This window comes from Ruegeria sp. BA12, assembly GCF_056539625.1.
In genome coordinates this window covers 607,333-619,486 of record NZ_JBQFVF010000001.1, presented here as the reverse complement: position 1 = coordinate 619,486, position 12,154 = coordinate 607,333, and the positions used below count along the sequence as shown (strand labels likewise).

The following is a 12,154-nucleotide window of genomic DNA, read 5'->3' as shown; positions in this document are numbered from 1 at the left end:
TCCGGTTCAGCCGCCGGACACGCCGGCTTCAGCAAAGGTTGCCATACCTGAATGACAGGCAACCGCGCTTTTGAGGATATTGATCGCCAGCGCACCGCCCGACCCTTCGCCCAGGCGCAGCCCAAGGTTCAACAGTGGCTGTTTGCCCAGCTTCTCTAATACCGCACCGTGTGCGCCCTCGGCACTTTGATGGCCAGCTACGGCGTGATCCAAAGCCCCGGCAGACACATCGGCCAGACAGGCCGCCGCAGCCGAGCAGATGAAGCCATCCAAAATGACCGGAATACACAGAACACGGGCTGCTGCGATCGCTCCAGCCATGGCCGCAATCTCACGCCCGCCCAGACGGCGTAGGATCTCAAGCCCGTCACCCGATGCAGCGTGCAAGGCCACGCCCTCGGCCACCACGCGGGTTTTGTTCGCCAACCCGGCGTCGTCCACACCGGTGCCACGCCCTGTCCAGTCCGAGGCTTCTCCCCCGAACAGAGCGCACGCGATTGCAGCAGCCGGGGTTGTGTTGCCGATCCCCATCTCTCCGACGACTAGCAGGTCGGACTTGGGGTCAACAGCTGTCCAACCGGCGCGCAAGGCGGACAACAGGTCTTCCTCGGACATCGCCGGGCCTGCGGTGAAATCCGCCGTTGGCCGGTCCAATTCCAATGCATGCACATCCATGGTGGCCCCTGCGGCCTTGGCCAATTGGTTGATTGCCGCACCGCCATGTTCAAAGTTCATGACCATCTGCACGGTCACATCTGGTGGAAAAGCCGACACACCCTGCGCCGTCACCCCGTGATTTCCTGCAAACACGATAACCTGCGGTGCCAAGATTTGCGGGCGGGCATCGCCACGCCAACCGGCATACCAGATCGCCAATTCCTCAAGCCGCCCCAGCGCGCCGGGCGGTTTGGTGAGCTGTCCGTTCCGGTCAGCCGCGCCCTGCAATGCGGCATCATTCGAACCCGGCGCCTGACTCAGGGCGTCGCGGAGTGTTTTCAGGTCATTAAGTTCGGGCAGCATCCAAAGCCTCGTTGCATCAGAGTGGTCCTGTGTGTTTAACCGAAGCGTCCGATCCAACAAGACCCCGAAAGGCGCGGGAGTGCATAAAAACGACACCAAGCTGTTTTCCGTGTGGGATATACCACTAGCGCTGGTCTTGCTGACCCGCCTACCGCTGCCGCGGCTACCGGAAAACACCTTTGCACGGCAGGCCAGCGCCGCCTGGGCGTTTCCCGTGGTCGGTTTGACTATAGGGCTGCTGGCTTGCGCGGTTGGTTGGGCCACGATGGCTTTGAATTTACCCGCTATGGTCAGCGCGGTTTTCCTGGTTGCGGTTCTGATCATGACCACCGGTGCGATGCACGAAGATGGTTTGGCCGATACCGTAGACGGACTTTGGGGTGGGTTCACCCAGGAGCGCCGATTAGAAATCATGAAGGACAGCCATATTGGCGCCTATGGTGTTCTGGCTCTGATCTTCACGCAGTTGATACGCGTCGCTTTGATTGCAACCCTGTTAACGGCAAGCAACTATGCCGCAATCCTTGCGGCCTGCATCTTGTCCCGCGCGGTTATGCCGGTTCTGATGAATGCCCTGCCAAATGCGCGCAATAGTGGTCTGAGCCACTCGGTCGGAGGGCCGCGAGGTGTGACGGTTGCATCGGGTTTTGGATTGGCTTTGCTAGGCGCGGTACTTTTGATGGGCGCTGCGGCCATTCCACCAACTTTCGTCGCTGCGCTGGTTGTTGCGGTGCTCGCCGGGGTCGCAAAGGCCAAAATCGGTGGTCAGACCGGTGATATCCTAGGGGCTTCGCAGCAATTGGCAGAACTGACATTCATGACCGCGGTCGTAGCCGCGCTTTAGGCCGTACCACCGGTTTCGATACGCAGCGTTTCGCCGCAGTGCTTGCAATGTACCGCGTCAGGATCATGCCGATAAAGGCCACAGCTGGGGCACTTGTGGCGCACTTTCTGCGGCATGAAAACGGCCTGCGCCAGACGCACGAACAGCGCCACACCCACAACCATTATGAAAACTGAGAACAACTTGCCTGCCGGTGTCGCCAAGGTGATGTCGCCGAACCCTGTCGTCGTCAGCGTCGCCATGGTGAAATAAAGCGCATCAATATAGGCATGCGGGCTGCTATCAGGAATGAAGAACACCAGAACCGCCGTTGAGGTCGCGAATACGAATACAAGCAGATTGATCGCCGCGATGACGGCATCCTCATGCGTTCGGAAAAACTGACTGTCACGCCGCAAATCCCGCAGCAAGTGATAGGAATGGATCAGGCGCAACGCGCGCAATATTCGCACGAAGGCCAAGTTTCCGGGCAAGAACGGCTCAAGCAGCAGCGAGGCGATCACGACGATATCGGCCAGTGTGTAAATCTTGCACAGAAGTTTCCAGCGGTCTTTCGAAATCCATAACCGGGCCAAAAAATCCAGCAAGATGAGAAACCCGACGCACAGACTGGCAAGCGTGATCCCCGGCCCATGCGGCACATTCGCCGTGGACACGAAGAACACGATCGACGCGGCGTCAAACAGGATCAAGCCATAGCGGAACCAGACCGAAATCGGGTCATGCGCGATGTACAGAAACTTAACGGTTTGCTTTATCCTGGTCATGTATCCGCCTCTGACTACTGGAAAATTAGCGGCAAAAGCGGATTTCACCAAGACAAGACACAAAAAAGGCCGCCCCCTTTTCAGGAGCGGCCCCAATTTCAGAATTGCCAGATATCAGGCGGCAGCAGCGCGCGAGGTCAGCACCTCATCAACTTGCTTGGCGGCCGAAACCTCACCGGCGCCGGACACAGCGGCCACTTCGCGGGTCAGACGCTCTAGCGCGGCTTCGTACAGCTGACGCTCGGAATAGCTCTGCTCGCGCTGATCGTCTGTGCGGTGCAAGTCGCGCACCACTTCGGCAATCGAAATCAGATCGCCCGAGTTGATTTTTTGTTCATATTCCTGCGCCCGGCGCGACCACATGGCGCGTTTCACCTTGGCCTTGCCCTTGAGCGTCTTCATCGCCTGGCTGATGACATCGGGCGAACTGAGTGACCGCAAGCCGGACTCGGTGACTTTGTTGGTCGGCACCCGCAGGGTCATTTTGTCTTTTTCAAAGGAGATAACGAACAGCTCAAGCGAATATCCCGCGACTTCCTGCTCTTCGATCGAGATAATCTGACCCACGCCATGCGCAGGGTAGACAACATAGTCATTCGGGCGGAACTCAAGCTTTTTCGACTTAGACATACAGGTTCATCCTTGGTTATAGAGTAAGATGCGGACAACAAAACAGCCTAGCCGGTGCCATTTCGGCCCCGTCAGGTGGCTTGTTTGTCAAAAAATCAGAACTCCAAAGCACACATACTTACGGAGTACATCCCCATCTCATTCATCATTCAGCTTTCGATTATATCACAAAATTACGACATCTGAAAGGGCACGCCCAAAAATGGCCGTGAAACCTTATAAGTTTCAAAGCGTTGCAACTTGTTTCTACACCTGAACCGACAAGTTCAGAGAGCGAATCGCTTAGCCGCCTTCGCCGGGCGCTTCCGAGAAATACTTCTCCATTTTACCCTCTTCGCCGTCGCGCTCTTCGGCCTCGGGCAGCGGGTCTTTCTTGGTCACGATCACCGGCCATTGTTCCGAGTATTTCCGGTTGAATTCCACCCACTGGTCCATCCCCGGCTCAGTGTCAGGGCGAATGGCGTCAGCGGGGCACTCGGGCTCACACACGCCGCAGTCGATGCATTCATCGGGATGAATGACCAAAGTGTTCTCACCTTCGTAGAAACAATCCACCGGGCATACTTCGACGCAGTCGGTGTATTTGCAGCCAATGCAGTTTTCGGTGACAACATAGGTCATAGTGGGAATCCCGTTTGCGGTTTGGGCGTTTAGCTAATCCAGTATTATACTGTCTTCAAGGGCGGATCAGCCCCTAGTGGTACGAGAAAGATCAAGCGCGCGCCGATCTTTCTTGGTTGGACGACCTTTTCCTTCGAATCCGGGGTTTCCGGGCGGCGCGTCCTTCTTTTCGGTCATATCGAAGTACAGTGTTTGCGCTTCGGGTGCAGGGCCACGGCGTTCACCCAGCTTTTCCACTCGAACGACGCGGACAATTCGCCCCTGTGGAAAGGTCAGAACATCACCGGGTCCTACAGCTTGCGCCGGTTTCAGAACCCGGTTTCCGTTCAACCGAACATGGCCGCCGCTGACCTGTTTGGCGGCTAGGCTGCGGGTCTTGAAGAACCGCGCCTGCCAAAGCCATTTGTCGATCCGCAGCTTGGCCTCAGCCATCGGCGTTTAGTTACCGTCTTTCAAACCCATTAGCGCAGCTGCAAACGGGTTATCGGGGTCGATCGCCTTTTCTTTCTTGGGCGGTCGGGAGGAGAAGGTCTTGGCCCCTTGCGGCTTGCCACCCTTCTTGCCCTGCGGTTTACCGCGACCATCCTGCGGTTTACCGCGCGGCTTGCCTTTGCCCTGCCCCTGCCGCTGTTCACGACGCGGGCCACGGTTGGCCTGACGCTGACGACCCCAAGTGAACGTATAGAACACCTCGACCTCGGGTTCATCCGTTGCCGGAGCCTCGGCTGCCGCCTCGGTGCTGTCGGTGGCCTCGGCTGGCGCCTCGGCGGGGGTGACGACCTCTTCGGTTGCCGCTTCTGGTGCTGGGGTTTCTTCAACAGCGGGTTGCTCGGTCGCTTCTACCGCCGGTTGTTCGACTGGGGTTGGTTTGACCTTTTCACGCTCGCCGCGTTCAGCCTTATAGCCAAGCCCTTGCATAAGGTCAGCGAACTGTTCCAGCGTCATACCGGTGATCGACAGCATGTCGGGCTTGGCTTCAAACCCGCCACGGCTGTCTTCGGCGCGCAACATGTCGGCCAGACGTTCCAGCATATCGATCCGGATCGAGCGCTCGCCCGCATCGCGGTAGCCACACATAGTGTCGTACCCTTCGGGTGCATCCTTCGCGACCGGTACGGTGACAAGACCCGGAGGCGGTGCTTCGGGGAATTCCTGCAGCCCATTGGCCAGAGCCCACAAAACCAGACGCAGACGCGTCGGCGCAGGTTTCAGCAGCAGCGGCATGAAGATGGTGAACTGACCGAACCGGATGCCGTGCTTGCGTAGCGCGCCGCGGGCGTCCTGATCCAGATCCTTGACCTCTTGCGCGACGCCTGCACGCGGCAGCACGCCCAGTGCCTCTACCATGCGGAAGGCGAAGCCCTTGGCCACTCCGGACAGTTCCTCGTCCCGCGATAGGTTCAGCAACGGCTCGAACAACGCGGCCACTTTGCGGTCGATGAAATGCTGCAGACGGCGCTGCACTTTCTGCTCAACCTCTGGGCCTGCGGCCTCATCCACAAACACTTCGACCATCGGCTTGAGCGGTTCAGCCCCGGCAACCAGTTTGCCAACGGCATATTCGCCCCACATCAGGCCGCCCTGATCGGTAAAATCAATTTCGGTATCGGGCGCATTGTAGAAGCGATCGGCGCGCAGATGGAATTGCGGCGCGAGTGCTTGCAGGGAGGCCGTTTTCAAAGCTTTCGCCTCGGTTCCTTGCGCGCTTTTGTCCGGGATAAACCGGAACCCTTCCAGACGACCGACGAATTCGCCTTCGACGGTCACTTCACCCATGTCATTTACTTCGGCCAAAAGGGCCTCCTTCTGTTTGAGCCGGCGCAGCAACACTGACGTGCGCCGGTCCACAAATCTTTGAGTCAAACGATCATGCAATGCGTCTGACAGCCTGTCTTCTACAGTGCGTGTTTCGTCACGCCAATGTGATTCGTCATGCACCCAACCGTTTCGCTGCGCAACATATGTCCAGGTGCGAATATATGCCAACCTTTTAGACAAAGCATCGATATCTCCGTCGGTTCTGTCGATCCGGCGGATTTGCCGCGCCATGAAATCATCTGGGATCGAACCGCGTTCATGCAAGTGGCCATAGATCACTTCGAGCAGGCTGGCGTGTTCCGCGTGGCTGATGCCGCGAAAATCGGGGATTCGGCACACATCCCACAACAAACGGATCGATTGACCATCACTCGCGCGGGCGGCAACCTCGGTCACTTGCGAGAGCGATTTCAGCACATTCAGATCGTCTGCAGGCCGCGCCTTGACCAGGTGTTCGTCATTCGGGCTGACCTCAAGCGAGTCGATCAGTGCGTCAATCGAGCCAAATCGCAAAGCAGCATTCCGCCAGTTCAGCTTTTTCATCGGCGTAAAGCGGCTGTCCATGATCGCCTGCGCCACGCCGTCTTCCAGCGGTGGGGCCTCACCGGTCACGCCAAAAGTGCCGTCCGACATGCCGCGCCCGGCCCGACCTGCGATCTGCGCCAGTTCGTTCGGGGCTAGAGGGCGCATTCTGCGTCCGTCAAATTTGCTCAGGGACGAGAACGCCACATGGTTCACATCCAGATTCAACCCCATCCCGATGGCGTCGGTGGCGACCAGATAGTCGACCTCGCCATTCTGATACAAATCGACCTGCGCGTTCCGTGTGCGCGGGCTGAGGGCGCCCATGACCACGGCCGCACCACCCTTTTGGCGGCGAAAAAGCTCGGCAATCGCATAGACATTATCAACCGAGAACCCGACAATTGCGCTGCGCGATGGCATGCGGCTGATTTTTTTGGATCCAGCATAGACCAGCTGCGACATCCGCTCGCGCCGGACAAACTGTGCCTCAGGGACCAAAGCCGCGATGGAACCGCGCATGGTGTCCGAACCCAGAAACAGCGTCTCGTTCGTGCCGCGCGCGCGCAGCAGGCGGTCGGTGAAGACGTGACCGCGTTCGGGATCGGCACATAGCTGGATTTCATCGATGGCCACGAAATCTGCGCCCATGCCTTCCGGCATCGCCTCGACCGTGCAGACCCAATATTGGGCGCGGGGCGGCACGATCCGTTCCTCGCCCGTGACAAGTGCCACGACAGAGGGGCCGCGAATGGCGACGATCTTGTCATAAACCTCTCGCGCCAGCAGACGCAGCGGCAGACCGATTACTCCGGTCCGATAGCCCAGCATCCGCTCGATCGCGTAATGGGTTTTACCTGTGTTGGTCGGGCCAAGTACGGCCACGATTCGGGATGACCCGCTCACCTTTGCCCCCTGCCCCGGTTCTTTAGAGGGCCGAGCCCTCGACCTGAGGCTTCAGTCGATTCACCGCATTGGTTACTTCTTCATGATGAGGATGTATAGCCAGCGCGCGCTCATACGCATCCAGTGCCTTGTCGGGCTGTTCGATGATCTCAAAAATCAGGCCAAGCCCGAAAATAGCCTCGTAGTTATTCGGGTTCAGCGTCAGCGCATGTTCCAGATCAGCCGCGGCCATGCCAAAGCGATCCATCCCAAAAAACGCCGAAGCACGCAGGTGCCACCCTTCGGCAAAGCCGGGCGCATGGTCGGTCAGGGCCGTAAGGTGTTCAACCGCGGTCAACACATCCCCGTCATCCAGCGCCTCGCGCCCGCGTTCCAGCAACAAATCCGCCGAGGCCGAGCCTGATTGCGACCACAGAGCTTTGAGTTGACGGTCGATACCAATCGCCTGTTCCGGCGTGGATAGCGCCAATTGCTGTAGCAAGACGTCCTCGTCCCGCGAATCCGCCTGTTGTGCCACCGAACTGGTGGAAAACATGACCGTGACAAAAAGTGCCGTGACGGTACGTTTGAGATTGTTGATTGCAATGCCCATAACAATGTTCAGTGTAGCGTTGCGACCGGGGATGTCCATTCACGGCGCAGAAACAATATGAGGAACACCATGAGCGACATTCTTGAAAAAGCCGCAGCCGCGCTGAACGAAAAGCTGTCCGGCGGCGATTTCGACGCATCGGCCAAATTTGCCATCGCCGATCTGGGCGCTATCGTACTGGACGCGGACGGCGCACGTGTCAGCGATGACGACGCAGATGTCACCCTGAGCGCAGATGCGGATACGTTCGAACAAATCCTCAGCGGCGACCTGAACCCCACCGGTGCGTTCATGTCGGGCAAGCTGAGCGTGGATGGAGACATGGGTATTGCCATGAAACTCGCCTCGGTGCTGGCCTGATGAAGTTCTCGCCGGCCCCTTTCTTTGAAGACGTGGCCGGCGGACCTGCCGGTGGTTCGGCCCATTGGGTGACGACTGCGGACGATACGCGTATCCGTGTGGGTCACTGGTACCCCGAAGGTGCAACAAACGGCACGGTGATGATGTTCCCCGGCCGGACGGAATACATCGAAAAATACGGCAACACGGCGGTTGAATTTATCAACCGTGGGTTTGCCTTTCTGGCCGTTGACTGGCGCGGTCAGGGGTTGGCAGACCGTTTGCTGGACGATCCCCGGGTCGGCCATGTCGATCAGTTCACCGACTATCAACAAGACGTGCATGCCGCCTTGGAACTTGCCGTCCAACTTGATTTGCCCAAACCCTGGTACGTGATCGGCCATTCGATGGGCGGCGCAATTGGTCTGCGCGCGGTGTTGGAGCGAGACGTTTTTGCAGCCTGCGCCTTTACCGGCCCGATGTGGGGGATATTTTTCACTCCGATCATGAAACCGCTCAGCCGGTTGACGGCCTATTGGGGGCCACGAATTGGGCTGGGTGAGAAAACGCCTCCGACCACGTCGCTGGAAAGTTATGTCGCCTCACAACCCTTCGAAGGCAACATGCTGACGCGAGATGCAGCGATGTATCAAATGATGAAAGACCAGCTTGAGGCGCACCCGGAACTGGCCCTTGGCGCGCCTTCGACCATTTGGCTGCGCGAAGCACTGGACGAATGCGCCTGGCTGATGGAACAAAACGCTCCCGCGACGCCCGCCCTGACCTTCCTTGGCAGTCACGAGCAAATCGTTGACCGCAAAGCGATCCGGGCGCGGATGGCCAACTGGCCCAGCGGTAAACTTGTTGAAATTCCCGATGGTGAACATGAGGTGCTGATGGAGGCACCGGATGTGCGCGGCCCCGTCTTCGATCAACTGACGGCACATTTTTTGGCCGCCCATTCGGACACACCGACCTCGGCTGTTCTTTCCAGCTAAACAAAACCTCACGCAAAGGCGGCTTGTGATCCGGGCCGCCCGCGCCTAGATGTTTGCCAAAGCAGATATTCCGAGGTGATCCATGCGCGACCTTCCCTTTCCCGTCCGTGACGCAAACACAGCCGGTGGCGCCGGCGATCTTGGCAACCTGCCGGAATGGGATCTGACTGACCTCTACAGCTCGGAAGAAGCGCCGGAACTGGACCGCGATCTGGAATGGCTTGAGGGCGAATGCGCATCCTTCGCCGCCGACTACGAAGGCAAGCTGGCCGATTTGGATGCCGAAAGCCTGCTGAACTGCGTGCAGCGCAACGAAAAGATCAACGCCATCGCAGGCCGCATCATGTCCTTTGCCGGTCTGCGCTATTACCAACTGACCACAGATGCTGAGCGCGCCAAATTCCTGTCGGATATGCAGGAGAAAATCACCATTTACACAACGCCGCTGGTGTTCTTCACGCTTGAGATCAACCGCATCGACGATGACGCGCTGAAAACAAGTTTTGATGCAAACGCCGATCTGGCCCGTTACGAGCCCGTGTTCCGCCGCATTCGCGCGATGAAGCCCTATCAGCTGTCTGATGAGCTAGAAAAATTCCTGCACGATCTGGGCGTTGTAGGTGACGCTTGGGAACGTCTGTTCGACGAAACCATCGCCGGACTGACCTTCACCGTTGATGGTGAAGAACTGAACATCGAAGGCACCCTGAACCTGTTGACTGAACAGGACCGCTCCAAGCGTGAGGCGGCGGCACGCGAACTGGCGGCTGTGTTTCAGGACAACGTCAAAACCTTCGCCCGCGTACACAACACGCAGGCCAAGGAAAAGGAAATCGTCGACCGTTGGCGCAATATGCCCACGGCACAAACCGGTCGCCACCTTTCAAACGATGTCGAACCCGAGGTGGTCGAGGCCCTGCGCGAGGCTGTTGTGGCTGCATACCCCAAGCTCAGCCACCGCTACTACGAACTGAAGCGTAAGTGGCTTGGTCTGGACATCATGCAGGTCTGGGATCGCAATGCGCCGCTTCCGATGGAAGACACCCGCATCGTGGGCTGGGACGAAGCCGAGAAAACCGTGATGGACGCCTACAACGCGTTCGACCCGCGCATGGGCGAAATCGCAGCACCGTTCTTTTCGAAAGGCTGGATCGACGCGGCTGTAAAACCGGGCAAGGCACCGGGCGCATTTGCGCATCCAACCGTCACCGAGGTGCACCCCTATGTCATGCTCAACTATCTGGGCAAGCCGCGCGACGTGATGACCCTTGCGCATGAACTGGGCCATGGCGTGCATCAGGTTCTGGCCGCAGATCAGGGTGAGATGCTGTCATCCACCCCGTTGACCTTGGCCGAAACCGCCAGTGTATTCGGCGAGATGCTGACCTTCCGCAAAATGCTGGATCAGGCCGAAACGCCAGAGCAGCGCAAGGTGCTGCTGGCCGGTAAGGTCGAGGACATGATCAACACGGTTGTCCGTCAGATCGCCTTTTATGATTTTGAATGCAAACTGCACGCGGCACGGCGTGAAGGCGAACTAACCCCGGATGACATCAACGCCCTGTGGATGAGTGTTCAGGCCGAAAGCCTTGGCCCCGCATTCGAATTCATGGACGGGTACGAAACCTTCTGGGCCTATATCCCGCATTTCGTCCACTCACCCTTCTATGTCTACGCCTATGCGTTTGGGGATGGGTTGGTGAACGCGCTCTATTCCGTTTACGAAAGCGGATCCGAAGAGTTCGAAGACAAGTATTTCGAAATGCTGCGCGCCGGTGGGTCCAAACACCACAAAGAACTGCTTGCCCCGTTCGGGCTGGACGCCAGCGATCCGAAATTCTGGGACAAGGGCTTGTCGATGATTTCGGGCTTCATAGACGAATTGGAAGCGATGGAAAACTGATCACTTCTGGCTTTTGGTCGTCAGGAACACGGCGGCCACGATCAGCACCGCCCCAAGGGCTGCAATCGGTGTAATTGCGGCCCCGAGAAACAGCGCCGAGTTGATGAACGTGAACACGACCGAGGCGGCGAACATCAAGGTCGCTGTCAGCGTCGACACCCGCGCGGCGGCCTCGTACCACAAGTAATAGGCCAGCGCGGTTGGAAGCACCCCCAGCAGGAGCAGGAAGACCACGTCATTGGCCGTCGGAACTTGCAACGAAAACACCGCCAGCGGCAGCAACAAAACGCCAGAGCATAGGAATATCCCGAACAGAAAATTCAGACGCTCTGCGGTTGATTCCGAATTGCGCATCGCGCGGCTGCTTGAGATCAGAAATACCGCCCAGCTGAGGCCCGCACCGATTTCAAGCAGATCGCCGAACAAGGGGTCTCCGCCCCCTTGGAAATCCTGATAAACTGTTAGAAAAACGCCCAGAATTGCCAACGCTGTGGCCAGAACATCGGTGCGTGTGACGGGGGTGTCGGCAAAGAAGTACAAAAACACCAACACGAAGAATGGCGCCGTATTTTCAAGCACCATCGCATTGGCCGCACCGGTATATTCCAAGCCGATATGGAACAGGATGTAGTTGACGACCGTCGACAGAACCGCCAGCTGAAAGTTCCAGTCGCTCAGACGGATCGACACGGCAACCCGCATCACGCGCAGCATGCAAAAGATAGCCAATGCGGCAATGAACAGGCGCGTCACCGCAATTTGCAGCCCGGCCAGATCGCTGGTCAGATAGCGCACGATGACGCTGTGTGTACCCCAAAGGAAGGCGGCCAGAAATCCAAGCACCAGACCATTTTGAAAAAGCTTGGTGTCGGGCATCCCTCGGATCCGCTTACTTCAACTGACTGTCTTTAGAGCCACGCCGATTGATCCCAGAACGCGCTTTGAAAGCCCCATCCCGTTCCTGCTGGCAATCCAGACACAATTTGACGCCCGGCAAGGCCAAACGCCGTTTCTCGGGGATCGGTTCCTCGCATTCGGCGCAATGGGTCAGGCTTTCGCCCACTGGCTGCTTTTGCGCCTGCATCCGGGCAAGCTCGTCCGAAATGGATGCTTCGATCTGTTCACTCACTGCGCCGTCACGCGCCCAACCGCCTGCCATGGCGTCCTCCTGATCAGGTGCACGCCAGATTAGCC

At 58.1% G+C, this 12,154-nt stretch carries 13 protein-coding genes; 4 read left to right on the top strand and 9 right to left on the bottom strand.

Translation table 11 applies throughout. The features are described 5' to 3' along the window. Positions 1-6 precede the first annotated feature (6 nt). Positions 7-1,020 (bottom strand): nicotinate-nucleotide--dimethylbenzimidazole phosphoribosyltransferase, encoded by a 1,014-nt coding sequence (cobT, locus tag ACR0B0_RS03090; protein WP_170374879.1) that lies wholly within the window; start codon positions 1,018-1,020, stop codon positions 7-9. 79 nt (positions 1,021-1,099) lie between these two features. Here cobT and cobS point away from each other — a divergent pair, with 79 nt between their 5' ends. After that, a complete protein-coding gene (gene cobS, locus ACR0B0_RS03085; RefSeq protein WP_170374877.1) occupies positions 1,100-1,864 on the top strand; it encodes an adenosylcobinamide-GDP ribazoletransferase in 765 nt (254 codons plus the stop codon). Here the strand turns inward: cobS and ACR0B0_RS03080 are convergent. From ACR0B0_RS03080 to ACR0B0_RS03055, 6 genes are all read right to left on the bottom strand, one after another. After that, positions 1,861-2,631, bottom strand: coding sequence for a potassium channel family protein (locus ACR0B0_RS03080; protein ID WP_170348383.1), 771 nt, complete (start codon positions 2,629-2,631; stop codon positions 1,861-1,863). The two genes, cobS and ACR0B0_RS03080, sit on opposite strands and share 4 nt — an antisense overlap. Positions 2,632-2,745: 114 nt before the next feature. Next, positions 2,746-3,261, bottom strand: coding sequence for a CarD family transcriptional regulator (locus ACR0B0_RS03075; protein WP_170348382.1), 516 nt, complete (start codon positions 3,259-3,261; stop codon positions 2,746-2,748). A gap of 282 nt (positions 3,262-3,543) precedes the next feature. Further along, complete coding sequence (gene fdxA, locus ACR0B0_RS03070) at positions 3,544-3,882, bottom strand: ferredoxin FdxA (protein WP_170348381.1); 339 nt, start codon at positions 3,880-3,882, stop codon at positions 3,544-3,546. A 66-nt stretch (positions 3,883-3,948) separates the two neighbouring features. Next, a complete protein-coding gene (locus tag ACR0B0_RS03065; RefSeq protein ID WP_170348380.1) occupies positions 3,949-4,314 on the bottom strand; it encodes an RNA-binding S4 domain-containing protein in 366 nt (121 codons plus the stop codon). Positions 4,315-4,320: 6 nt separating this feature from the next. Continuing rightward, the gene (locus ACR0B0_RS03060; RefSeq protein ID WP_480646360.1) at positions 4,321-7,128 is read right to left on the bottom strand and encodes a helicase-related protein; all 2,808 of its coding nucleotides are present in this window, start codon (positions 7,126-7,128) and stop codon (positions 4,321-4,323) included. A 22-nt stretch (positions 7,129-7,150) separates the two neighbouring features. After that, positions 7,151-7,759, bottom strand: coding sequence for a tetratricopeptide repeat protein (locus ACR0B0_RS03055; protein ID WP_170348378.1), 609 nt, complete (start codon positions 7,757-7,759; stop codon positions 7,151-7,153). Positions 7,760-7,789: 30 nt separating this feature from the next. Here ACR0B0_RS03055 and ACR0B0_RS03050 point away from each other — a divergent pair, with 30 nt between their 5' ends. The 3 genes from ACR0B0_RS03050 to ACR0B0_RS03040 all read left to right on the top strand — a co-directional run bounded on the left by ACR0B0_RS03050 (position 7,790) and on the right by ACR0B0_RS03040 (position 10,960). Beyond that, the gene (locus ACR0B0_RS03050) at positions 7,790-8,080 is read left to right on the top strand and encodes an SCP2 sterol-binding domain-containing protein (RefSeq protein ID WP_058280950.1); all 291 of its coding nucleotides are present in this window, start codon (positions 7,790-7,792) and stop codon (positions 8,078-8,080) included. Continuing rightward, entirely contained in the window at positions 8,080-9,057 is a 978-nt protein-coding gene (locus tag ACR0B0_RS03045; protein ID WP_480646358.1) for an alpha/beta fold hydrolase, read from the top strand. Before ACR0B0_RS03050 ends, ACR0B0_RS03045 begins: the two co-directional genes overlap by 1 nt. Before the next feature lie 82 nt (positions 9,058-9,139). Continuing rightward, on the top strand, positions 9,140-10,960 hold the full coding sequence (locus ACR0B0_RS03040) for a M3 family oligoendopeptidase (RefSeq protein WP_480646355.1): 1,821 nt from the start codon (positions 9,140-9,142) through the stop codon (positions 10,958-10,960). Here the strand turns inward: ACR0B0_RS03040 and ACR0B0_RS03035 are convergent, their stop codons facing one another. Together ACR0B0_RS03035 and ACR0B0_RS03030 are read right to left on the bottom strand one after the other, a co-directional pair. Continuing rightward, complete coding sequence (locus ACR0B0_RS03035) at positions 10,961-11,836, bottom strand: DMT family transporter (protein WP_480646353.1); 876 nt, start codon at positions 11,834-11,836, stop codon at positions 10,961-10,963. Positions 11,837-11,849: 13 nt separating this feature from the next. Continuing rightward, positions 11,850-12,119 (bottom strand): DksA/TraR family C4-type zinc finger protein, encoded by a 270-nt coding sequence (locus ACR0B0_RS03030; RefSeq protein WP_170348374.1) that lies wholly within the window; start codon positions 12,117-12,119, stop codon positions 11,850-11,852. Positions 12,120-12,154 lie beyond the last annotated feature (35 nt).

Coding starts and splice junctions, on each gene's coding strand:
- cobT (WP_170374879.1), bottom strand. CDS start 1,020: ATGCTGCCCGAACTTAATGACCTGAAAACACTCCGCGACGCCCTGAGT.
- ACR0B0_RS03080 (WP_170348383.1), bottom strand. CDS start 2,631: ATGACCAGGATAAAGCAAACCGTTAAGTTTCTGTACATCGCGCATGAC.
- ACR0B0_RS03075 (WP_170348382.1), bottom strand. CDS start 3,261: ATGTCTAAGTCGAAAAAGCTTGAGTTCCGCCCGAATGACTATGTTGTC.
- fdxA (WP_170348381.1), bottom strand. CDS start 3,882: ATGACCTATGTTGTCACCGAAAACTGCATTGGCTGCAAATACACCGAC.
- ACR0B0_RS03065 (WP_170348380.1), bottom strand. CDS start 4,314: ATGGCTGAGGCCAAGCTGCGGATCGACAAATGGCTTTGGCAGGCGCGG.
- ACR0B0_RS03055 (WP_170348378.1), bottom strand. CDS start 7,759: ATGGACATCCCCGGTCGCAACGCTACACTGAACATTGTTATGGGCATT.
- ACR0B0_RS03050 (WP_058280950.1), top strand. CDS start 7,790: ATGAGCGACATTCTTGAAAAAGCCGCAGCCGCGCTGAACGAAAAGCTG.
- ACR0B0_RS03045 (WP_480646358.1), top strand. CDS start 8,080: ATGAAGTTCTCGCCGGCCCCTTTCTTTGAAGACGTGGCCGGCGGACCT.
- ACR0B0_RS03040 (WP_480646355.1), top strand. CDS start 9,140: ATGCGCGACCTTCCCTTTCCCGTCCGTGACGCAAACACAGCCGGTGGC.
- ACR0B0_RS03035 (WP_480646353.1), bottom strand. CDS start 11,836: ATGCCCGACACCAAGCTTTTTCAAAATGGTCTGGTGCTTGGATTTCTG.
- ACR0B0_RS03030 (WP_170348374.1), bottom strand. CDS start 12,119: ATGGCAGGCGGTTGGGCGCGTGACGGCGCAGTGAGTGAACAGATCGAA.